Below are 20,646 nucleotides of genomic sequence, written 5' to 3' on the forward strand. Positions count from 1 at the left end.
CCGGCATCCGGCTGGTTCAGTCGCGGCCGCGCAGGCGGTCGATCTCGCGGCGCTCGCGCTTGGTGGGGCGCCCGGCCCCGCGGTCGCGGACCGCGACCATGGCGACGGGTTCACGCGGCGGCGTGCGGTCTTCCGCCGCCTCGGCGGCAACCGGGGCGCCCACCCGCTTGACGAGGAGCTTGCGGACCACGAGGATCCGGTCGAAGCCGGAGATGCGCACACGCACTTCGTCGCCGACGCGCACGTGCTGGGCGGCTTTGGTGCGCTCGCCGCCTATGCGCACGTGTCCGGCGCGGCACGCCGTGGTGGCTGCGGAGCGGGTCTTGTAGACCCGCACGGCCCACAGCCAGGCGTCGACGCGTGCGCTGTCCATCAGCGGGGGTCTCGCAGGAGGCGGACGATGCCGAGGGCGAGAAGGCCCTGGCCGAGCGTGTAGGTGGCCATGACCCAGCCGCCGGCGAACAGCGTGGGGTCGGGCCAGAACAGCCGGATCGACAAGATGGTGTCCGACGCCAGGAAGAACGCACCGCCGATTGCCGTGAGCACGCTACCGCGAGTGGATGCCGCGGCTGTGCCGCCGAGGACGAGCCCGTATCCGGCGACCGCGAAGGCCAGGGCGCCCAGGTGCGGCCACAGCAGGATCAGCATGCCGATCCACCACGCGACGTAGACGAGGGACCAGCGGGCCACGGGGCGCCGGGCGGCCGGGCGCACGAAGAGGGCGATGTACAGCAGGTGCGCGATGCCGAAGCAGGCGAGCATCGGGATCAGGGTCTCGTCGATGAAGGGGAAGAAGGCGGCGGCTCCGTCGCCGAGCCAGGAGAAGGCGAGGGCCAGGACGAGCAGTGCTGCGCCGAGGGGCCAGCGCGTGCCGCGCAGCGCCCAGATCACCGCGAGCGCCAGCGCCGGCATGAGGGCCAGCTTCGACGGGTACTCGACGACGCTCCAGCCGAAGATCAACGCGGCGACGTGGAACAGCGACACGGCAGCGTAGAGCCAGAAGCCCCACCAGCGCGTGTGGGCGCGAGTCGATGGGTGGGCATCGAGCTGTGTCACTGGTGCTCCTTCGTACCGGTGGCCGGTCCGCGTTCGGGTGGGCGGATCGCGACCATCGTACGCGGTTCGCTGATCAGGCGTCGGTCAGCGACAGGGCCACGATCGGCTGGTGCGGTGACGTGCGCGACACTTCGCGGAACCCGGCGGCGAGGAACGTCGAGAGGGTGCCGTGGAACAGGGAGTTGGCCGAGCTCTTCTTGGCCGCGAGGTCGAACGGGTAGCCCTCGACCACGCGTGCTCCGTTCCGGCGGGCGAAGTCGACGGCCGCGTCCAGCAACGCGGAGTTCAGGCCCTGCCGGCGATGCTCACGTCGCACCACGAAACAGGTTACGGCCCAGGTGGAGTCGTCGTCGAGCGACTCTTGGGAACCTTTGATGATGCGCATGCGCGCGACGCGGGCCTGTGCCGTTCGGGGTCCGACGCGCACCCATCCGGCAGCTTCGCCGTCGACGTAGGCGATCAGGCCCGGTGGGGGACCGGCATCCACTTCGTCGCGGAAGAGCTCGCGGCGCTCGTCGGCACTGGTGCTGTTCCAGTCGGCGTTGGACAACGTCATCCATTGGCACATGCAGGAGGCCCCGTCGCCGCCGCCGGTGAGCGCGTGCTCGGCGTCGGCGAATCGGCCGGGTGTGGCTTCGGCGATGGTGATCTCTGACATGGTTCGACGGTAGTGCGGGGCGCCGACATCGTCGAGGGTGCCGGTTCGCGGGGCGGGCGGCGAGCAGGTAGGATGGGGGAGTTGTCCGCGTGCGGATGGCAACGGGTTGTGGCGCAGCTTGGTAGCGCACCTCACTGGGGGTGAGGGGGTCGCAGGTTCAAATCCTGTCAACCCGACCGAATGGGCCGTTGGCAATATCGTTTGCAAAACGGTCGATAAACGAGACGGGCACTGGCGTGGAGCCAGTGCCCGTCTCGGTTTCTGCCGCCGTAGCGGGCTTTCTTGGGTGTTCGCATGGGTGGCGGAGCGAACTTTGCGCCGAAATAGCGAACGCGCCCGGTTTTCGGGCGCGTCGGATCGTCTGCGGTGAGCGGGGGTGTGCCGGGTTCGTCCCCGCTGCTAGGGTGAGCGTACTTTACCACGGGCGAAAGGTCATCGGATGAAGGGGATCAGCGCGGATCGAGCCCGACCAGGGTTGAGTTTTCGACAAAAGCTTGCCTTACTAGGGGTTGCTTCGTTTATCTTCGCCTCAGGTATTGCCGGGGGCTACACGGCATTCGCCGCTTCGGTTGAATCAAGTCTCGTAAAGATCGAGCCGTCCCAAGCAGGCGGCTGCATTCGTGTCAAGGCGAAAACGGTGAACACCTCGGGCGGATACGGTCAGATCTATTCGACTTCGTACGCGGCCGGCTTTCCCAGTGGTTGCGCATCCGCTCAGACGGCGGGCCATTTCGGAGGAAATGCCTTCCTGAAGAAGACTTCGGGTGCGATCTGCTCATCGATTGCGACCTGGTACTCCGGCGGCACGACCATCTACAACACTCGGAACGCCGTGAAGGCGGGATCCTCCTGCCCCAGCGGCCAGCTTTCGGGTGGCGGCCGCGCATACCTGTATACAGGGAGTGCTTACACGTCCAAGGTCGTTCAAGCACCCTACCTGGGAATGTGAGGTTAGCCATGGGTCGTCATTACAAGGTAAACGTGACCGCAACGTTCGGTGCCCTCGCGCTGGTTGGCGTGGCGGCCACCGCGGCTCTCGTCGGAGTATCGCTGGGGGGAACCTTCGGGGCCTCTGCTGTCCAGCGGGACGAAACCATAGGTGCTGGTACTGACGCGTTTGACGTGAATGAGTATGGTCAGACCATCGGGGAGTACGGGGTCGGGCTCCGCAGCGACCCAGCGGCGGAGCCGGAACTCATTCTGGCTGTCGGCGAAGATGGTAAAGAGGGATACGTCTACACCGTGGAGGCGTTCGGAGCGGTGCCAGCTACTCCGGAGGAAGCCCTCGAGAACCAGGCAGGTATCGGAGTGGACCCACTGCAAAAGAGGATTCCTTTATATGACGAGGACGGCAAGACGGTCATCGGGACATACCTAGCCACCTTCGGTAGTCCGGAAACACCGGACGACTAGGGCGTGTCTCCTAACCGTTTGAGCCAGAGGGTGATGGCTCGTAGGACGGCACCGCCGCGGGCCGGTGATCCTGGAAAGGCCGGCCGCCCTTGACCGACGTAGCCGACATCAACGGCTCGATCCGAGCCCACTCAGCATCCGAGAGAAGAGAAGTCCGCGACACCACTCAAGCCTGCCCGCGATTCGACCCCCGAGGTTAGGAGACACGCCCTAGCCGAGCACCCGTAACGACCACTCGTGTTGGGCCGACGTCAAAAATGCGGCGGCGGGTCATTCTCACACCCGATGCGCCGGACGTGAGCTCTTCGAGGGGACGGTGTCATGCAGCCGGCAAGGTCTCCAGGAAGTGCCTTGGAGAATCGCCGAGGCTGCGACATCTTGCGGATTCCACGCGTCCGCGTGCTAGCGGAGATGGGAAAGTGGTGAACACCCGAGGTGTCGCAGAGAGGTGACAGATGAGGGAAAGACCATGGACGCAATCGCACCACGATCCTGCTGCGGGCGACTAGTGGATGGGGCACCGATGCTAGCGGCGGCGGACCTGCCGGTGGGCCACTCGATGGCCGCGGTCGTCGGCCCTTGTTACACCGTGACGAGCATGGCGAACACCCTCGGTTGGAAAGAGTCCGAGGTTGTCGATGTCGCGCGTCAGACTTTGTGGCAGGACCATTGATTGAGTCCTGAGCGGAGAGTTTGACCATGGGTAGACCACCAGTGATCCCGGTGGAGAAGAAGACGAGGATCGTGCTGAGCATCCTCGCCGGCGAGATGACGATCGCGGAGGCGGCCAGGCGCGAGAAGGTCAGCGAGCAGTCGATAGGCCGGTGGAAGGCGGACTTCCTCGAGGCCGGGAAGACGAGTCTCGCGGCGGGCAAGAACGGGCCCTCGACCCGGGAGCAGCAGCTCGAGGCGGAGGTCGCGGAGCTGACTCAGGCGCTCGGTGAGGCGGCGGTCGAGATCCGGGTATGGAAGAAGTCCGCGGAGGGACGCTTGGGCCCTTCGAGGACCTCGAGGTGATCCGCGTCGAGGCGGGCATGTCGACCGCGAGGTTCTGCAAGCTGATCGACATGCCCGAACGCACCTGGCGACGCTGGCAGGCCAAGGCGCGGCAGGAGCAGCCGCCGAAGGGGCCGTGGCCGCAGCCGGCGAGGGATGCCGCTCGGCCGCTGGTGGCCAAGCATGCTCTGGCGAAGCCGGCGTGGGGTCACCGGAAGATCTGGGCGATGACGCGGCACGACGGGCACAAGGTGTCGCAGGCGACGGTGCTGCGGCTGCTGCGCGATGACGGGCTGATCCTGCCGTCGGAGTACCAGAAGCAGCGTCGGGAGTTGGCGAAGGACCGGAAGGCAGCGTTCGCTTGCAACCCGACCGGACCGAACCAGGTGTGGCAGCTGGACTTCAGCGAGTTCGAGACCACCCAGGGCGGGACCTGGCGGATCGCCGGGTGCCGGGACTGGTTCTCGAAGCTCGAGTACCCGTTCCATGTGTCGCCGACGGCGAACCAGTACGACGCGATCGCCGCGATCGAGCTCGCCCTCGCTGACTATGAGCAGATGTTCGGGCACCCGCTCGTCGACGAGTGCGAGGTCGACCCCGACACCGGTGAGGTGCTGCCGGTGCTGACGATCGTCACCGATAACGGCGGCCCGTTCCGGTCGCTGAACTTCGAGCTGTTCGTCATGCGGCACCCCGAGCTGCGGCACGTCCGTACCCGGGTGCGCTCGCCCGGGCAGAACGGGTCACGCGAACGCGGGTTCGGGACGCTGAAGTACGAGCGGCTGTTCCTCGACGAGATCCCGGACGCCTTGACGCTCATCGAGCGGGCCGAGGACTACCGAGTCGAGTACAACACCGAGCGCCCTCACGAGGCGATCGCCTGGAACCGGCCACTGGAGGTCCACCTCGGCCTGGCCGACCCCACCACCCCGACCTTTGAAACAGAAGAAATCCTGCCAACAACTTGACGCGGGACATCGAAGCCGGAGACCATTTACGGCTGCTTATGTTGCTGACCAGTGACGGCGTCCTCATCTTCCCTACGTTTCAGGTCGTTCATGGGGTGGTGGTGAAGGGACTTCCACGGGTCCTGCTCGTCCTGGAGACGGGGACCGACTCCCGTTGGATGTGGGCACAATGGCTGAACGCCGAGCGGCCCGATTCGGACCCGCGCCGCAAGATTGAGTACCTGTACGACGGTAGGCTTGAGGAAGCGATCCGCGATGCGAGACACGTGGTCTGGGCGTGGAACAGTTGAACCGTTCGACTGGGACCCGAGAAGGATCGGCGGCTCCGCGCGGTGCGCGACGCATCCGTGCCTGGTGCTGAAGCGCTACGCGGCTGTCGGACGCGCCGAGTAGGTTGGCCTGGACAGTACGGGGAGGGGTCACATGGCCGCCATGATCGAACTCTTTGGTGACAACGATGGTGTGGCGGTGGCTGGGGAGCCTGCCGCCGTGGAGCGCTTCCTGCGCCGCGTTGGCCTGCTCGATCGAGCGCACGTGTTCAAGCTTGACCGGTTGGCGGGCCCGCTGCAGCAGGGTGCGTCACTCCTTGAAGCAGCTTCGGGTATTGCCGAACAGTCGGCGATGTACTTGAAGCTCACCCCTCAATCGGCCGAACGTCTCAAAGAAGCGGGTGGGCTGATGAAGACGAAGTCCAGGGGCGTGAGTCACGCGATGCTCGGCGAGCCGGGTAAGGCCTCGCTCAAATGGCTCCAAGTGGAGGACAGGCCGAGCATGTTCTCGAATCCGGTCGTCCTCTCCGGAATCGGCGGCGTTCTCAGCCAGATGGCACGGCAAATGGAAGCGCAGGAGTTGCGCCGGCTTCTCGTCCGCATCGACGAGAAGCTCGAAGCGAAGGCGAAAGGTGAGCCTGTCATCGTGAGTGAGGAAATCGCACCGACAGAAGTCATCATTCCCGACTCCTCTGGGGCCCTCATCTCGCCAATGTCCACGTCTGATCCCGACAACTACTGGTGTGAACAGGGCACAAGATGCCACTCGGTTAGCACCGACTACAAGTCCAAGACCAAGGGCAACGTCGCCTGGGGCAACACGAATGGTGTGTCCGGCACATTCGACGTCGTTCTGCTGACCAACCTGAACGGGCGGTCAGCGCAAGCGCAAGTGAAACTCTTCCGTGATAGCGGCGCCTCGTTGCGCTTCACGAATCTCGCGATTGAGTGCAATCACGCCGGAAACCTGTTCGGTTGCGGCTCCAAGTTCGCAGATAAGGGCGACGGCATCGTTGTCGTATCGAGTTCGTGGATCGGTCCCACAGTGCAGGGGAACCTCCTCAATCAGACCGGCAAGTACAACAACCGGGTAACCGGACGTGTCACACCTACCGGAGCGCCGGTTCTACCAATGCCGGATCTCGTAGGCAAGCAGTTCGACTGCCCGTCTGGTGGCGGAGTGTGCAAGTTCCCGTGACCCAGACCAGATGGACCGCCATGTCCACTGTGCCGCCACACCCGGGGGATGTAGTGGTGCTGGGGCCACACCTGCAGCACTCGCTCGTCGCCTATCTCGCGGGTCCGCGTCATGTCCAGCGTGTGCCCCGGCAGCATGGGGACGTTCGTGTGCAGATCAACGATGGACCGCAGTTTGCGCGGCCGGCTGATGACGAGGACCGCGCCGAGATTCAGGATGCGCTCGAGTCGTACATGACCGACCTCGGCTTGCCTCCCCCGCCGTCGGAGGATGAATGGCGCCTCTATCTGCCCGAAAACGTCACGGAGGAGGACCTGTGGGCTGCGGTAAATAGCCCGGAGGTCGTGCCCTACACAGACACGAACGGTCGCGAGGTCGCCGCGCAGATCCGCGATCAGTTGGCTCGCTTGCTCGGTCCCCTCGACTAGGCCATACCTCCCATTAGTGCACACGTAGGTGCACACATATCGCTCTGATCAACGCAATGTTTTCGTCCGGGGACTGCTGCACGAGTAGGTGACATCTTGACCTGCCCCACGGAAAGGGTTCCAGTTTCGGTGGCTAACTGGTGGCCTGATCCGGAAGGCTCATCCTCATGCCTCGTCCCTATCCGCCGGAGTTTCGTGCTCGCGCTGTCGCGCTCGTGCGTGGGCGCTTGACCCCTGATCTGGGACACGCTGATTCCAGCACGGCGCTGGGGAAGCGAGAATCCAAGGGATGGCTAGGAAGAACTACACGGACGAGTTCCGGCAGCGGGCGGTGGACCTGTACGAGTCCACGCCCGGCGCGACGTTGAAGGGCATCGCGGCGGACCTCGGGATCTCCCGCGGTGCGCTGCGGGAGTGGGTCGAGAAGCACGGCTCCGGGACGACGACCGCCGGCACGGAATCGACGCCCGCGCGGCGGCGGGCGGAGTCGCAGGCGGCGAAGGTCCTCCGGTTGGAGGCCGAGAACGCGAGGCTGGAAGCGGAGAAGGTCAAGCTCGAGACGGAGCGGGACATCCTCCGTCAGGCGGCGAAGTATTTCGCCGGGGAGACGAACTGGTGAACCGCTTCCAGTTCGTTGAGGATCACAAGGACGCCTACGGCGTGAAGCGGTTGTGTGAGGTCGTCGAGATCGCGAGGTCGTCGTTCTACGCCTGGCTGGACGCGGCCCCGCGGCGCGCCGCGAAGGCCGCCGACGACGCTGCCCTCGCGGCGCGGATCCGGGTTTTGCAGGACCCCGCCCAGGGCGGCGACCGCGCCTACGGGGCGCCGCGGATCACCGCCGACCTCAACGACGGCGTCCCCGCCTCCGGGCGGGTGAATCACAAGCGGGTCGCCCGCGTGATACGGGAGCACCAGCTGGCGGGGATCCGGTTGCGACGGCGGGTGAAGACCACGATCCCGGACCAGTCCGGGCGGAAGTTTCCCAACCTGATCGGGAGGGACTTCAGCATCGGGGAGCCGAACCGCAGGTATGTCGGCGATATCACCTACCTGCCGATCGCGGACGGGTCGAACCTGTATCTGGCGACCTGCATCGACCTCGGCTCCCGGAAGCTCGCGGGTTGGCAGGTGGCCGACCACATGCGCACCGAACTCGTCGAAGACGCCCTCCGCGCCGCCGCCCGTGACCGCGGGTCACTGGCCGGCGCTCTGTTCCACAGCGACCACGGAAGCGTCTATACGTCGAAGGCCTACGCAACGCTCTGCGAGCAGCTCAAGGAGACCCAGTCCATGGGTACGGTGGGCACGAGCGCCGACAACTCACTCGCGGAGAGCGTGAACGCGACGCTCAAGCGGGAGCTCCTCGAAGGCGCTTCGGCGTTCCCGGACCAGGCCACCGCCTACCGGGCCGTGTTCCGGTGGGCGAACCGCTACAACACCCGAAGGCGGCACTCCGCGATCGGCCAGATCACCCCGAACAGCTACGAGAACGCCTACGCGGCGACCACGTCCGCTACCCTCGCGGAAGCGGCATAACCGAAACGACACCGTGTCCACGATCGCGGGTCAAGGCCCCGGCAAGTTCGACGACGCATGGCTCTGTGAGCGGCACGCTCGACCGATCATCTTGCGCGACCGCGAGGAAGAGCTATTGAGTAGCGACGACCTGGAAGTCGTCGACCCCAATGCGGACCCCGATGGACCGGCCAATCCGTAGAGGATCGCGCGCCCTCGCGGACCAGCACATTCGTTGCAGGAAAATCTGCAGTCACTTACAGGAAAAGTAGGAACAGCATGTCGCGCGTCAGACTTTGTGGCAGGACCATTGATTGAGTCCTGAGCGGAGAGTTCGACATGGGAAGACCACCAGTGATCCCGGTGGAGAAGAAGACGAGGATCGTGCTGAGCATCCTCGCCGGCGAGATGACGATCGCGGAGGCGGCCAGGCGCGAGAAGGTCAGCGAGCAGTCGATAGGCCGGTGGAAGGCGGACTTCCTCGAGGCCGGGAAGACGAGTCTCGCGGCGGGCAAGAACGGGCCCTCGACCCGGGAGCAGCAGCTCGAGGCGGAGGTCGCGGAGCTGACTCAGGCGCTCGGTGAGGCGGCGGTCGAGATCCGGGTATGGAAGAAGTCCGCGGAGGGACGCTTGGGCCCTTCGAGGACCTCGAGGTGATCCGCGTCGAGGCGGGCATGTCGACCGCGAGGTTCTGCAAGCTGATCGACATGCCCGAACGCACCTGGCGACGCTGGCAGGCCAAGGCGCGGCAGGAGCAGCCGCCGAAGGGGCCGTGGCCGCAGCCGGCGAGGGATGCCGCTCGGCCGCTGGTGGCCAAGCATGCTCTGGCGAAGCCGGCGTGGGGTCACCGGAAGATCTGGGCGATGACGCGGCACGACGGGCACAAGGTGTCGCAGGCGACGGTGCTGCGGCTGCTGCGCGATGACGGGCTGATCCTGCCGTCGGAGTACCAGAAGCAGCGTCGGGAGTTGGCGAAGGACCGGAAGGCAGCGTTCGCTTGCAACCCGACCGGACCGAACCAGGTGTGGCAGCTGGACTTCAGCGAGTTCGAGACCACCCAGGGCGGGACCTGGCGGATCGCCGGGTGCCGGGACTGGTTCTCGAAGCTCGAGTACCCGTTCCATGTGTCGCCGACGGCGAACCAGTACGACGCGATCGCCGCGATCGAGCTCGCCCTCGCTGACTATGAGCAGATGTTCGGGCACCCGCTCGTCGACGAGTGCGAGGTCGACCCCGACACCGGTGAGGTGCTGCCGGTGCTGACGATCGTCACCGATAACGGCGGCCCGTTCCGGTCGCTGAACTTCGAGCTGTTCGTCATGCGGCACCCCGAGCTGCGGCACGTCCGTACCCGGGTGCGCTCGCCCGGGCAGAACGGGTCACGCGAACGCGGGTTCGGGACGCTGAAGTACGAGCGGCTGTTCCTCGACGAGATCCCGGACGCCTTGACGCTCATCGAGCGGGCCGAGGACTACCGAGTCGAGTACAACACCGAGCGCCCTCATGAGGCGATCGCCTGGAACCGGCCACTGGAGGTGCACCTCGGCCTGGCCGACCCCACCACCCCGACCTTTGAAACAGAAGAAATCCTGCCAACTACTTGACGCGGGACAAGCACACCCTCGCCATCCGCACCGTGGATAGTAATGCCAACGGCCCACCGGTAAGTCCCGGGAACCTAAGGATTCCCGGGACTTTTTCGTTGGTGAAACTTGATCACGTCATCGCAATGCCATCACTTTGACCGCTCCATCACCCGATCGTGGCGCCGCGACTCGGCTGTCTCGACTTCGTTCGGGTCGCTTCCGAACGGTAGGGCGACATCGTGCCTACCTACTCGGTATGGACGCCATCGACAGCGTGACCCTCGAGCTCTGGGGCTTGGAGAGACTCCTCAACATCAACGAGCTCGCCGCATATCTGCGTGTCCCGGTGTCGACGATCTACGAATGGCGGATGAAGGGGCAGGCGCCTCATGCCCATCGATATGGCAAGCACCTGACCTTTGCGGCTTCCGACGTGCGCAACTGGGTGGAAGCGCACCGGGAGCTGGGCGCGCCGTCACCCGCCGACCCAAGGTGACGCGATGAGCCGCGCGCGGCTTGCGATCGGTACCTTCGGCGAGATCGGCTTTCTCACGGCCGAGAATGGCCGCGTGATCGCACGGGCGCGGTACCGCGATTGGGATGGTCGGACGAGGCTCGTGCAGGTTACGGCCGAGACGCGTGCACTCGCCGAACGTGCGTTGAAGGTGAAGCTCTCGGCGAGAAGCATGTTCCAGCCGTCGACTACTGTTCTCACGGCCGACTGTCTGTTCTCGCAACTCGTGGACTACTGGCTTGACGACCTCGATCAGGACGAGCAACCTGTGCCCGGTCACTGACCCAGCCCTCATCGCCGCAAAACTGACACAGGCCGAAGCCGAAATGTTCTTCACCGTTATCGACAACTGGGTCGAGTTCGCAGACCGACTCCGAGAGGCACTCGAGCAGCTCGATGACGACGATGAGGCAAAGCCCAACCTGCGCGCGGTCTGAGGGCAGACGCGTCTTGAATAGGCTTGGGTCATGGCTCGCCAACAAGAAACCGAAAGCCGTCTGGTCACTTCGCTGGTGCCTTCGCTTTCTCGAAGCCTCGCCGAGCAGTTCAATATGGGACTGCTGCACGATTAGGTGACAGGTTGTAGTCACGCAGCCAGCGCGGCTGGCGTGTTCATGATGACCTCGAATTCGACCGGCGTCAAACGGCCCAGGGCGGCCTGCCGGCGTCGGCGGTGATAGGTCCGTTCAATCCAGGTCACGATCGCGATGCGTAGTTGCTCCCGCGTCGTCCAGGACCGCCGGTCGAGGACGTTCTTCTGCAGCAGGGCGAAGAAGCTCTCCATGGCCGCGTTGTCACCGGCCGCGGCCACTCTCCCCATGGACCCGACGAGCCCGTGACGGGTCAGGGCACGCAGGAATTTCCGGCTGCGGAACTGACTGCCGCGGTCGCTGTGGACCACGCAGCCGGCGACGTCGCCGCGCATCGCGACGGCGTTGTTCAGCGCGTTCACGGCCAGACTGGACTTCATCCGATCGCTGATCGAGTAGCCGACGATCTTGTTGCCGAACACGTCCTTGATCGCGCAGAGGTAGAGCTTGCCCTCCGCCGTTCGATGCTCGGTGATGTCGGTGAGCCAGAGCTGGTTCGGGGCGTCGGCGGTGAACTCGTGCCGGACACGACCGTTCTCGTCGGTCACCGCGCACAGATCGTCGTGCACCGGCGGGCCCGGCTTCTTCCCGTTCCGGCCCCGCTTCTTCCCGAACGCGGACCACCAGCCATTGCTCGACGCGATCTTCCACGCGGTGCGATCCGACATCGCCTCGCCCGCCTCTGCGGCCTCGTCGGCGAGGAGCCGGTGCCCGAACTCCGGGTCGTCGCGGTGCGCGTCGAACAGGGCGTTCGCACGATACGCCTCCACCACCTCACTCGTGGTGATGGGGTCCGCCAGCCACCGGTAGTAGGGCTGGCGAGAGAGCTTGAGCACCCGACACGTCACCGTCACAGGGATCCCCGCGGCGGCGAGCTCCGTCACGAGCGGGTAGAACCTTTTCCCGGCAGGTTCGCCTGCGACAGATACGCAGCCGCCCGCCGCAGGACCTCATTCTCCTGCTCCAGCAGCCGATTCCGCTTACGCAGTTCACGGATCTCGGCCGCCTCAGTCCGGGACTGGCCGGGCTTGGCGCCCTCGTCGATATCGGCACGACGCAACCACTTCTGCAACGTCATCGGATGAACACCGAAGTCTTTCGCGATCTGCTCGATCGTCACTCCGGGCTCGCGGTTCCTCGCGACGCGGACCACGTCATCACGGAACTCCTCGGGATAGGGCTTGGGCACAGCAACATCCTTCCAGGCCCACCCCCTCGGGCAAGCCAGATCAGATGTCACCTATCCGTGCAGCAGTCCCGGTCTTTATCCTGGTGCGGTCTTCTGACGTTGAGAGCCTGCACCAAACGGATATCAGCTTGGAAGATGTACTCACCGGATTTGAGCCAGCGGATGATCGACTCGTTCAAACTGTGGTCCCGCTTGTACAGATGAACCATGCAGCTCAGGAATGATTCCGTCTGATCGCCACAGTGTTGAACCGGCCGACACGCTCGATCCGGCCTTCGTGTCGATCTGCAAATTCTCGTAGCCGCGAATTAGCGTTAGCAAGTTGTTGCGAGGTGAGGTCCGCAGTGACCGGCGCTTCATCTTCTGCATACGCCGACAACACCAGTCGGCCACGGGCATGACGCATGATCGATTCGCAGTCATCGTGTGAAAGATATGACGCTGAGCCGCCGAGCGCGAGCACGAGATCAAACTGTGTCCCTGCCAGGTTGCGGCGCGCGAGCGTGTCCGCAAACGTTCTTGGCTCAACCCGCGCCACGAGCGGGTGCTTCCGCACCAATTCATTGAGCATCGCCTGCGAAGGGTCTATCGCTGTTAGGCGGGGGGCTTCTGTCAGCCCCAGGTCGAGAGTGAGCCCGGTGCCTGCGCCGATGTCGAGTGTGCGGCACTTGCGGTAACCGCGGGTGACTTCGTCTACGAGTCGCGTGAACCCTCGTTGTTCTTCGTCAGACGCGGTGAAGTCGCGATCCCAGTAGGTTGCGATTGCGTCGTAGTCGGAGTGGAACTCGCTCTTCGTGCGTGGCATGTTCTGCACACCGTAGACGTGGTCGGCACGACCTCTGTTGATCAGCGTCACGTCGTCGTGCTCTCGATCCATGGTCCAGTACTTCCAGCCGTCGTGAACAAGATAGATGCGCGTTGATTTGAAAAACTTCTGCGGCTCACCGAACGTGTGAATGACCCGAGCCGCCCTGGCAAAATCAGCCTTTGTCATTCCTTCAGTTCGCTCAGCGATGTATTCGTGTGGTGCGCCCTCCGCGTAGGTCACTGCGAAGCCCCAGTCCAGCTTCGCAATCTTGTTTTGCCACCATTCAAGGTCGTTCTCGGTGATCGGCAACACGCTTACGTTCTTCCCAATACTCACTTGCTCACTCAACTATCTCTGCGCGTCTTGAATGACGTGCGTCTTCTTGTGGTTTCGAGTATGAGCCCAGCCACCGACATTCCTCGGTCAGTCGGATTCTGTGCTGGGTCACGTAAGGATTTCGACAAGACTTCATAGTCAGCGGCGTGCACCTGGGCTGACCCCACTTCGTAGGTCCGGCTGTTGTGAGAGTCGTCCTGTTGCCCGCGGTCGCGGGCAGGGAGACTGGTCTCATCATGACGAACAGCAGGAAGCGTCACACCCCGGAGCAGGTCGTCCGCAAGCTCGGGCAGGCCGACAGGATGCTCGCCGACGGCGCGGATGTCGCCGCGGTGTGCCGTGAGCTCGGCGTGTCCGAGCAGACGTACTACCGGTGGCGTAACCAGTACGGCGGCCTCAAGGCCGACGACGCGAAACGACTCAAGGAGCTGGAGAAGCAGAACGCCACCTTGAAGCGGCTGCTCGCCGAGGCGGAGCTGGAAAAGGCCGCGCTGAAGGAGCTGGCTGAGGGAAACTTCTAGGCCCGGATAGACGCCGCGCCGCCGTCGCTCACCTGATCAGGACCCTGCGGGTGAGCGAGCGGATGGCGTGCCGTTTGTCCGGGCTGAGCCGCTCCGCGTACCGCCGCCCATGCAAGGGCGACACCACCGCGGATCCGGACCGGGCGTTGCGAGACTGGCTCCGCCGGTACGCGAAGGACCACCCGCGCTGGGGGTACCGACGTGCGTACCATGACGCCTGCGCCGGGGGCTGGACGGTCAACCACAAGAAGATCCAACGGCTCTGGCGCGAGGAGGGCCTCCGGGTCCCGCAGCGACGCCGCCGCAAGCGCGTCGGGTCGTCGACCGCGGACGCACCGCCGGCGTCCGCACCGAACGTGGTGTGGGCGGTGGACTTCCAGTTCGACGCCGACGAGCAGGGCCGGGCGATCAAGATCTGCTCGATCGTCGACGAGCACACCCGGGAATGCATCGGCGGGCTCGTGGAACGGTCGATCACCGCCGACCGACTCACGAGCCATCTCGAGGACCTCGTCGCCGCCAGGGGCGCACCGGCGGTTCTGCGATCGGACAATGGACCCGAGTTCATCAGCGACGCGATGGCAGACTGGGCCGGCACCCGCACCGGCTTGTCCTACATCCCGCCCGGGTCGCCCTGGCGCAACGGGTACGTCGAGTCGTTCAACAGCCGGCTCCGCGATGAGTGTCTGAACATCAACAGCTTCTACTCGCTGCTGCACGCCCAGGTCATCATCGGCGATTGGAAGACCGAGTACAACCACGACCGGCGGCACTCATCGCTCGGGTACCTCGCACCCCTCGAGTACGCATCGGCGATGCACCCATCAAATAGAAACCGACGACTCACACACCGTCCGGACCTAACGAAGGGGGCGGTCCAGTGCCTTTCGGTCGGCAGCGGCGGGGTCTCGACAGGGCCCTCCGACGGGCTGGCGCTGGACGTTGTCCGCCCGGCGATGAGAGCAAACTCGAGAGCGAAGATGGCGATGCCAAGACCGGCCCACGCAGCGACCCGTGGACGGTTGTGACTGACGAGGCGGCCGATAGCAATGCCTATGGCGGTGGAGGCAGGCACCGACGCCAGCGCGAAACCGCCCGGAAGAGCGGTAACGAGCACGGTCGGCAATCGACAGCCAGCACCCTCGCAGAACTCTCTGGGATCGGATGGTGGCGTCCTCCCCGCCAGCGCCCGCCTTACTAACGATCAGTTATCGCCGATACGTTCCTGCGCCCAACGTTGTTGCGCTTCCTGAACTGACTGCTCCCGTTCCTCGAGTTGCGCGTCCGCCACGAACTTGACGAGCAGGTCCGAGTCGTTCGCCAGCGCTTCGAGTATGTCGAGCGGCGCATCCGGGTTCAGTGCAACCAGCAGTGCCAGCTCGGTGCTACGACCGGCGAGGTCGAACAGCACGTCGATCGGCGTGCCTGGATTGAATGCTATGGACATCAGCATGTCTGCGTCGTCCCGTGTTGCCAGCGATCTGAGGATCTCGGGTGGCGTGTTCGGATGCGCTGCCACGGCTTGTCGGACTTTCGCGCTGCGTCGCTCGCCGCCCAGGAACGCGAGGATGTCGGGCGTCGCGTGCTCGCTGTACGCAACTCGGATGCGTACTTCGGCCCTGGTGCTCGCGGCCATTTCCTGCATTTCCGCGACGTTGGGGGGCGTGTAACGGGTTGTAATGCCGACATCGGTCGACTCGGGCCTGTCGCCCTCGGTTGCATCGGCTTCGGTGTCGTCCCGGTACGCCGCAATACGAACGTCGAGATCATCGTCGAGGAGGAGAGTGTTGAGTAGGTCCTGCGGCAGGCGATCATTCCGGGCGACGGCTTGACGGACGGTTGCGTCCGCGTCCCGGGCCAGGCGTTCTATGATGCTCGGCGGGGTGCGAGGGTGCTCTGAAACCGCTATCCGCACGGCCGTGTCCTTGCTAGTGGCGAGGCGTTTCAGAGTCTTGATGCCTGTTCTGTGGTGCCTCGCCGCGTAGTGCCGGAGCTCTGGATCCCGGGCCCTGCTCTTCGATAAGCGGTCGAGTGCGTCCTCTATGCAGTTATCAGGGACTGTCAGGTCGGGCCGTCGCTCAACCTCGACGATGACCGAGTACAGATCGAGGTCCTCCGTCGACCCGAGGAGTGCCTCCGCGATGGAGGCGGCGAGGTCCTTGTGCGACCGGGGGTTCGCCATGACTGCCAGTCGGACATCGACCGAGTCATCCTGGGCCAGCCTCGACAGGACGTGCGGCGGTGCGGAAGGGTTGCGCGCCACTGCAGTACGAACATGAGTCTTCTTGTCCGTCGACAGTACTTCGAGGACCGCGGTCGGTGTCCAGCCCGATTCGCCGAATAGTCTGCGTGCGGCCTCAGTTCTGATGCTCGCCATCTTCTTCGTCAGCGACTCCCGTGTTCCCGCGCTGAGCGAGGGATTACCGGCCAATGCAAGGAGCACCTCGGGCGACTGTTCGGCGACCAAGCCTTCCAGCGCCTCGCCCGGGGTCGCCGGGTGGCGGGCGACGAGCCGTGCGACTTGGTCGCTGTACTCGGTCGGCGTGTTCCCGCGTTGGTTGGGGCCGAGCCCGTCGGTGATGAACTTGATCCGCGCGGTGCGGGAGCCGGCGAGTTCAGTGAGGACTTCACCCAGCAGAGGGTCCGGATCTCCCATTGATCGCTCGAGCGCGTGCCAGCGGATGGCAGGGTCCTCATCAGCGAAGAGCGCACGCCGGACGGCAGTGTCTGCGATAGGCAGCATCTTCGCCGCGATCTGGCGCACGTACGCTGGCCGGCGGTCCGACGTCAGATCCGCGATGATCTCCGGGGGGAGGCCCTGCGATGCTCTCGCCGGGAGGCGGAGGTATCTGTCAGATTTCCAGGACCAGAACCGGCTGGCCTCCGGCAAGCAATTGTCGAGCGCTCGAATGGCGGACCCGTGCAGCATCGCCCACAGAATCGAGCCGAGTGCGACCCCCGCAGTTGCTTCGGGGTCGCGGTCCTGGTTTATCTCCACGCGGCGCGTGTCGACCTCCGGCGATGGGCGCTTATCGAGCGGCACGATCTCGTCCGCCCCGGTCGCGAGCGGATCCGTACCACCGGGTTGCGCTGTGATTTGCGGCGTTTGCTGCGCCGAAGCGGTACCCTTCGAGGGGTTCGCGGCGGCTGCACGCCGCACCACCACGCTGCGGTCCTCGGCGAGGCGCTGCAGCACCTCGGCGGGTGCGGCTATGTTCGTGGCGACGCCTTCGCGCACGCGGGCGTAGTGGTCTTGCGCAAGCTGCTTCACGGTGTCCGTCGGAGCCGAAGCGTTGCGTCCCACCCGAAATCTGAGGTCGACGTCGTCGCCCTGTGCCAAAGCCATGAGCATGGCGTACGGGGTGTGCCGGTTGTCGGCGAGGAGCTGTAGCTTCCGGCGCTCCGACACCGGCACGTGCACGGCGATCTGATTCCGCGCCGCCGCGCCGATGAAGCCCTCGCGCAGCTTAGGCAGCAGCATCTCAGGGTCGTCACCGAGAAGATGTTCGAGCGGCCACGTCTTTAGTGTCTGCTGTCGCGGCAACCATACGCCGACTTCGCGGATGCCAAGCGCGTCCTCGAGGTCGAGCATCACGTATCCCAGTAGCTGGCGGAGGAAGTTGCGCAGCTTCGCGATGCTCAGCTTGTCGTAGACCTTGCAGTCGATGAGGGTTTCGCCGATTATCCAGTCGCCATCGGCCCCGCCCAGGAGTCTCGCGCCGCTGAAGCTTGGATTCGGCTCGAACCGTGTTCCCGACGCGATGCGCTCGCTCCAGGCATCAATTTGCGGGCGGCTCGCGTTCAGGAGGGCATCGACATCCTCGAGCCCCGACTCAGGAATCGCTCTTGCCAATCCCATCCCGTCCTCCGCTTCATCGCAGGCCGTGCCTAGACTTCCGGAGAGGGAACCGGAGCCGCCCCTGTAAACCTGCTCGCAGTACGCGAAAAGGATCGAAGCCCTCGTCAGTTTGGGCGGATCGTCGGGCCAGCCCAGCAGTTCCTCGCCGATGCGGAATGCTTCACTCAGCACCCGCGCACGGTGCTCGCCGTTCTCAACCTGCGCGGCGATATCGGATAGCGCCCGCACTCCAGCGGCGGACGACGATACAGCTGGTTCGAAGCCGCTGAGTTCGATCCGTGCGCGGATGTCGAACGCCGTGCCGGACAGCCGCCGGTCCACGCCATCGCTGGCGGGCACGAGCAACGGTTTATTGGCGAGGTCGACGAGGCCGAGAGCATCAGCAGCCTGCCGCGCGGCGGGGGTACTCCCTCGCGTCGCGGCCAGAACCGGTGAGACCCCGTCGACGTAAGCGCGGACAGGAGAGCGCGCGCTGCGCAGTTCGCGCGTGAGACTCATAGTGCGATCCTGTCAGACCACGACGTTTCCAAACGGCCCGGTTGCGGTCGCACGCCTCGTTGTTGAGGGCGGCTGGGCCGACGAGCGGGCGGCTCCGGCCGACTTCATCTCTCGTGGCACACTCGACCGATCGGCGAGTGAGCGCCTCGGTACAGGAAAAACGTGGACGGGTTACAGGGAACGTGGGAGCCGCTGGTATCCGCTGCCCGCATCAGGAGTAGTTTTGCCAACGGCCCACCGAATGGTCGTCGACGAACTCCACGCAGGAGTGTCGCAGGTTGGCTCCGCGTCTGCGTCGGTGTCGGAGCCCCTCCCTACGATCGAGATATGCCTCGGCAGCGCAGCTATACCGACGACCAACTCGCGCAGGCGATCGCAGCGTCGGCATCTTGGCGAGGCGTGTTGCGTGAGCTTAATCTGGTCGCCACGTCGGCCGGGGCGATGAGGTCCGTGCGGGCGCGCGCTGATCACATCGGCGTCAACTACCGACACTTCGTCGGGCAGCGCCGATGGACCGAAGAACAGCTCTGTTCGGCAGTTGCGACGAGTGACAGTTGGTCAGCGGTCACCAGCCAACTGGGCCTCACCGGCCGCTCGGCCGTTGCGACGGTCAAAGGTCACGTCGCACGGTTGGGGGTCGACGCCTCACACCTCTCTCCGATGCCAGCGGTCGTTCCGCATCCGGAGCCTGACTTCGCCCGGCTCGGCCGGGCTGGGGCCCTGATCGCCGCCGCCTGGTACACGCTTGCCGGTCACGATGTGTCGTGGCCGCTCGAGCCGAGCCGCTTCGATCTCATCGTTCACGGCGACCAGGGCCCACGGCGTGTCCAGGTCAAGACGACGACATCGCGAAAGGGCGACACGTGGCACGTTTTCCTGTCGAAGTCGCGTGGCGAGCGAATCACATACGATCCCGACGAGATCGATGACTTCTTCATCATCTGCGGCGACCTCAGCTGCTACCTGATTCCCGTGGAAGTTGTGGGAGGCCTCCACGCGATCAGTGTGAGAGCGTACGCGCAGTACCGCGTCGCCAGCTTCATCCCTCTGCCTGATCCGTCTGACTGTGTGGCGCCCACCTCACGCATCCAGACCGGCGAACACTGAGAACCCCGCCAGTCATCCGGCGGGCGTCGGCGGCGTCTCGGCGGACGGCAGGATCTCTCGCAGAGTGCCACAGCGATCGCGTCGCGCGCCGACACCGCCGGTGCCGATCGCTGCTCGCTGTCGAGGTCCAACGCGCGTTCGCGCAGCACCTCGCCGGTTTGCACATCCAGATACAGCTCGCCTCCGCTGCCGTCGGCGCGCAGCACGCCGACCTCCCACACCTCCACGCCGTCCTCGCGGTCGCGACTGAGCTCGACGACGACATCTCCCTCGGCGGATCGCGGCATCCACCGCCTGCTGGGCGTCGAGAGCCGCACCCGCACCCGGTGAGCCACCCGGCGATGTCTCGTCGGTGATCTGCGCGGTCGGTCCCGAACCGGGCTGCGAGTCCTCGGGCACGCACGCGGCGAGCCCCAGCGCGACGGCGGCAGCGCCCATTCTGCGATCACGCATTTCCAGCTCCGTCCTGTGATGAGGAGGCGACGCTAACACCGGGTGACCGCGACCGCCAGGGGGTGGCCTGCGCCGGCGCCGCGGGCAAGATGGAGAACCCGCGCGTCACCGCGCAGACAGAGAGTGGATGCCAGTGGCTGAGCCGACCGCGACCCCTGCCGCCTTCCGCGCGCCCATGCGCTCGCGTGATGACGCCGTGCCCGCCGGCGGCGCCGTCGAACGCGCGCTGACGGACGGGCTCTGTGGCCTGGGCGGGCGCCTCGACACGCCGCCGGCGAACCTCGATGCGGCCGTCCGCGCGGTCGACGCGAACTACGGCGAGCGTGCCGCACGGCGGCTCGAACGGTTCGCGGCGGCGCCGGACGGTGCGTTCGTATGGACGCGTGACGTCGACGGCGTGTTCTGGCTCGGCCGGCTCGCCGGGACCTGGCGCTACGACGCCGACCCGGCCGCCGTCGCGGTCGACCTGGTGCACGTGCGGCCGTGCCGGTGGCTACCCACACCGGTCGATGATGCCGAGGTGCCCTCCGAGGTGCAGGCCTCATTCGCCCGCGGCGGGCGCAACTGGCAGACCATTCGCGCACCCGGTGCCGCGGCGGCGACCGCGGCGGTATGGGCGGCGCGCAGCGACTGGTGAGCGAGGTGATCGCTCGGTCGGAGGTCGTGCGTGACGGGGCCGCCACC

The 20,646-nt window shown here is 65.4% G+C and carries 21 protein-coding genes, 1 tRNA gene and 2 pseudogenes; 17 read left to right on the forward strand and 7 right to left on the reverse strand.

Translation table 11 applies throughout. From position 1 onward, the window contains the following. Positions 1–16: 16 nt before the first annotated feature. The 3 genes from ACQ143_RS00095 to ACQ143_RS00105 all read right to left on the reverse strand — a co-directional run bounded on the left by ACQ143_RS00095 (position 17) and on the right by ACQ143_RS00105 (position 1,714). The gene (locus ACQ143_RS00095) at positions 17–373 is read right to left on the reverse strand and encodes an RNA-binding S4 domain-containing protein (protein WP_449568695.1); all 357 of its coding nucleotides are present in this window, start codon (positions 371–373) and stop codon (positions 17–19) included. Beyond that, positions 373–1,056, reverse strand: coding sequence for a lysoplasmalogenase (locus ACQ143_RS00100; protein WP_449568696.1), 684 nt, complete (start codon positions 1,054–1,056; stop codon positions 373–375). The genes ACQ143_RS00095 and ACQ143_RS00100 overlap by 1 nt, the downstream gene beginning before the upstream one ends. Positions 1,057–1,129: 73 nt before the next feature. Next, entirely contained in the window at positions 1,130–1,714 is a 585-nt protein-coding gene (locus tag ACQ143_RS00105; protein ID WP_449568697.1) for a GNAT family N-acetyltransferase, read from the reverse strand. 102 nt (positions 1,715–1,816) lie between these two features. Here ACQ143_RS00105 and ACQ143_RS00110 point away from each other — a divergent pair. From ACQ143_RS00110 to ACQ143_RS00175, 14 genes are all read left to right on the forward strand, one after another. Beyond that, positions 1,817–1,890, forward strand: a tRNA-Pro gene (locus tag ACQ143_RS00110). 263 nt (positions 1,891–2,153) lie between these two features. Next, positions 2,154–2,663 (forward strand): hypothetical protein, encoded by a 510-nt coding sequence (locus ACQ143_RS00115; protein WP_449568698.1) that lies wholly within the window; start codon positions 2,154–2,156, stop codon positions 2,661–2,663. 32 nt (positions 2,664–2,695) lie between these two features. Beyond that, complete coding sequence (locus ACQ143_RS00120) at positions 2,696–3,127, forward strand: hypothetical protein (protein ID WP_449568699.1); 432 nt, start codon at positions 2,696–2,698, stop codon at positions 3,125–3,127. A 699-nt stretch (positions 3,128–3,826) separates the two neighbouring features. Beyond that, a complete protein-coding gene (locus tag ACQ143_RS00125) occupies positions 3,827–4,144 on the forward strand; it encodes a transposase (protein WP_022883238.1) in 318 nt (105 codons plus the stop codon). After that, positions 4,141–5,091 carry a transposase gene (locus tag ACQ143_RS00130; RefSeq protein ID WP_449568700.1) on the forward strand — a complete coding sequence of 317 codons (951 nt, stop codon included), beginning with the start codon at positions 4,141–4,143 and terminating at the stop codon, positions 5,089–5,091. The genes ACQ143_RS00125 and ACQ143_RS00130 overlap by 4 nt, the downstream gene beginning before the upstream one ends. Further along, positions 5,088–5,381, forward strand: coding sequence for a hypothetical protein (locus tag ACQ143_RS00135; protein ID WP_449568701.1), 294 nt, complete (start codon positions 5,088–5,090; stop codon positions 5,379–5,381). Before ACQ143_RS00130 ends, ACQ143_RS00135 begins: the two co-directional genes overlap by 4 nt. 133 nt (positions 5,382–5,514) lie before the next feature. After that, positions 5,515–6,558 carry a hypothetical protein gene (locus tag ACQ143_RS00140; RefSeq protein ID WP_449568702.1) on the forward strand — a complete coding sequence of 348 codons (1,044 nt, stop codon included), beginning with the start codon at positions 5,515–5,517 and terminating at the stop codon, positions 6,556–6,558. A 20-nt stretch (positions 6,559–6,578) separates the two neighbouring features. After that, a complete protein-coding gene (locus tag ACQ143_RS00145) occupies positions 6,579–6,986 on the forward strand; it encodes a DUF5956 family protein (protein WP_449568703.1) in 408 nt (135 codons plus the stop codon). 289 nt (positions 6,987–7,275) lie between these two features. After that, positions 7,276–8,522 (forward strand): IS3 family transposase gene (locus ACQ143_RS00150; protein ID WP_449568704.1). Its coding sequence is split into 2 segments (ribosomal slippage): positions 7,276–7,591 and positions 7,591–8,522, totalling 1,248 coding nucleotides; the frame shifts between segments, so codons are not numbered across the junction. Positions 8,523–8,535: 13 nt separating this feature from the next. Continuing rightward, entirely contained in the window at positions 8,536–8,703 is a 168-nt protein-coding gene (locus ACQ143_RS00155) for a hypothetical protein (RefSeq protein WP_449568705.1), read from the forward strand. A gap of 137 nt (positions 8,704–8,840) precedes the next feature. Then, entirely contained in the window at positions 8,841–9,158 is a 318-nt protein-coding gene (locus ACQ143_RS00160) for a transposase (RefSeq protein WP_022883238.1), read from the forward strand. Next, positions 9,155–10,105: a transposase gene (locus ACQ143_RS00165; RefSeq protein WP_449568700.1), complete on the forward strand. Its 951-nt coding sequence runs from the start codon at positions 9,155–9,157 to the stop codon at positions 10,103–10,105. The genes ACQ143_RS00160 and ACQ143_RS00165 overlap by 4 nt, the downstream gene beginning before the upstream one ends. Before the next feature lie 238 nt (positions 10,106–10,343). After that, positions 10,344–10,583 carry a helix-turn-helix transcriptional regulator gene (locus ACQ143_RS00170; RefSeq protein WP_449568706.1) on the forward strand — a complete coding sequence of 80 codons (240 nt, stop codon included), beginning with the start codon at positions 10,344–10,346 and terminating at the stop codon, positions 10,581–10,583. Positions 10,584–10,587: 4 nt separating this feature from the next. Then, the gene (locus ACQ143_RS00175) at positions 10,588–10,884 is read left to right on the forward strand and encodes a hypothetical protein (protein WP_449568707.1); all 297 of its coding nucleotides are present in this window, start codon (positions 10,588–10,590) and stop codon (positions 10,882–10,884) included. Positions 10,885–11,187: 303 nt separating this feature from the next. On the opposite strand, the gene ACQ143_RS00180 is transcribed toward ACQ143_RS00175, so the two are convergent. Together ACQ143_RS00180 and ACQ143_RS00185 are read right to left on the reverse strand one after the other, a co-directional pair. Then, positions 11,188–12,380, reverse strand: a protein-coding gene (locus ACQ143_RS00180; protein WP_449568708.1) for an IS3 family transposase whose coding sequence is annotated in 2 segments (ribosomal slippage) — positions 11,188–12,093 and positions 12,096–12,380 — 1,191 coding nt in all. Because the reading frame shifts where the segments join, the coding sequence is not laid out codon by codon here. Positions 12,381–12,594: 214 nt separating this feature from the next. After that, positions 12,595–13,500 (reverse strand): methyltransferase, encoded by a 906-nt coding sequence (locus ACQ143_RS00185; RefSeq protein WP_449568709.1) that lies wholly within the window; start codon positions 13,498–13,500, stop codon positions 12,595–12,597. A 260-nt stretch (positions 13,501–13,760) separates the two neighbouring features. Between ACQ143_RS00185 and ACQ143_RS00190 the strand changes: the two are divergent. Continuing rightward, positions 13,761–14,909: pseudogene (locus ACQ143_RS00190) on the forward strand (IS3 family transposase). A gap of 340 nt (positions 14,910–15,249) precedes the next feature. On the opposite strand, the gene ACQ143_RS00195 reads toward ACQ143_RS00190, so the two are convergent. Further along, positions 15,250–18,402, reverse strand: coding sequence for a hypothetical protein (locus ACQ143_RS00195; protein WP_449568710.1), 3,153 nt, complete (start codon positions 18,400–18,402; stop codon positions 15,250–15,252). 327 nt (positions 18,403–18,729) lie between these two features. On the opposite strand from ACQ143_RS00195, the gene ACQ143_RS00200 reads away from it, so the two are divergent. Further along, positions 18,730–19,509 carry a group I intron-associated PD-(D/E)XK endonuclease gene (locus ACQ143_RS00200; protein WP_449568711.1) on the forward strand — a complete coding sequence of 260 codons (780 nt, stop codon included), beginning with the start codon at positions 18,730–18,732 and terminating at the stop codon, positions 19,507–19,509. Between the two features lie 149 nt (positions 19,510–19,658). Here ACQ143_RS00200 and ACQ143_RS00205 read toward each other — a convergent pair. Continuing rightward, positions 19,659–19,796: pseudogene (locus tag ACQ143_RS00205) on the reverse strand (hypothetical protein); the annotation flags it as partial. Between the two features lie 299 nt (positions 19,797–20,095). Here ACQ143_RS00205 and ACQ143_RS00210 point away from each other — a divergent pair. After that, positions 20,096–20,599, forward strand: coding sequence for a GAF domain-containing protein (locus ACQ143_RS00210; RefSeq protein ID WP_449568712.1), 504 nt, complete (start codon positions 20,096–20,098; stop codon positions 20,597–20,599). Positions 20,600–20,646 lie beyond the last annotated feature (47 nt).

This window comes from Microbacterium pollutisoli (genome assembly GCF_053586795.1).

Bases quoted from the DNA above. Each gene is read 5' to 3' on its own strand.
- ACQ143_RS00170 (WP_449568706.1), top strand. From the start codon at position 10,344: ATGGACGCCATCGACAGCGTGACCCTCGAGCTCTGGGGCTTGGAGAGA.
- ACQ143_RS00095 (WP_449568695.1), bottom strand. From the start codon at position 373: ATGGACAGCGCACGCGTCGACGCCTGGCTGTGGGCCGTGCGGGTCTAC.
- ACQ143_RS00145 (WP_449568703.1), top strand. From the start codon at position 6,579: ATGTCCACTGTGCCGCCACACCCGGGGGATGTAGTGGTGCTGGGGCCA.
- ACQ143_RS00125 (WP_022883238.1), top strand. From the start codon at position 3,827: ATGGGTAGACCACCAGTGATCCCGGTGGAGAAGAAGACGAGGATCGTG.
- ACQ143_RS00105 (WP_449568697.1), bottom strand. From the start codon at position 1,714: ATGTCAGAGATCACCATCGCCGAAGCCACACCCGGCCGATTCGCCGAC.
- ACQ143_RS00115 (WP_449568698.1), top strand. From the start codon at position 2,154: ATGAAGGGGATCAGCGCGGATCGAGCCCGACCAGGGTTGAGTTTTCGA.
- ACQ143_RS00200 (WP_449568711.1), top strand. From the start codon at position 18,730: ATGCCTCGGCAGCGCAGCTATACCGACGACCAACTCGCGCAGGCGATC.
- ACQ143_RS00195 (WP_449568710.1), bottom strand. From the start codon at position 18,402: ATGAGTCTCACGCGCGAACTGCGCAGCGCGCGCTCTCCTGTCCGCGCT.
- ACQ143_RS00140 (WP_449568702.1), top strand. From the start codon at position 5,515: ATGGCCGCCATGATCGAACTCTTTGGTGACAACGATGGTGTGGCGGTG.
- ACQ143_RS00175 (WP_449568707.1), top strand. From the start codon at position 10,588: ATGAGCCGCGCGCGGCTTGCGATCGGTACCTTCGGCGAGATCGGCTTT.
- ACQ143_RS00160 (WP_022883238.1), top strand. From the start codon at position 8,841: ATGGGAAGACCACCAGTGATCCCGGTGGAGAAGAAGACGAGGATCGTG.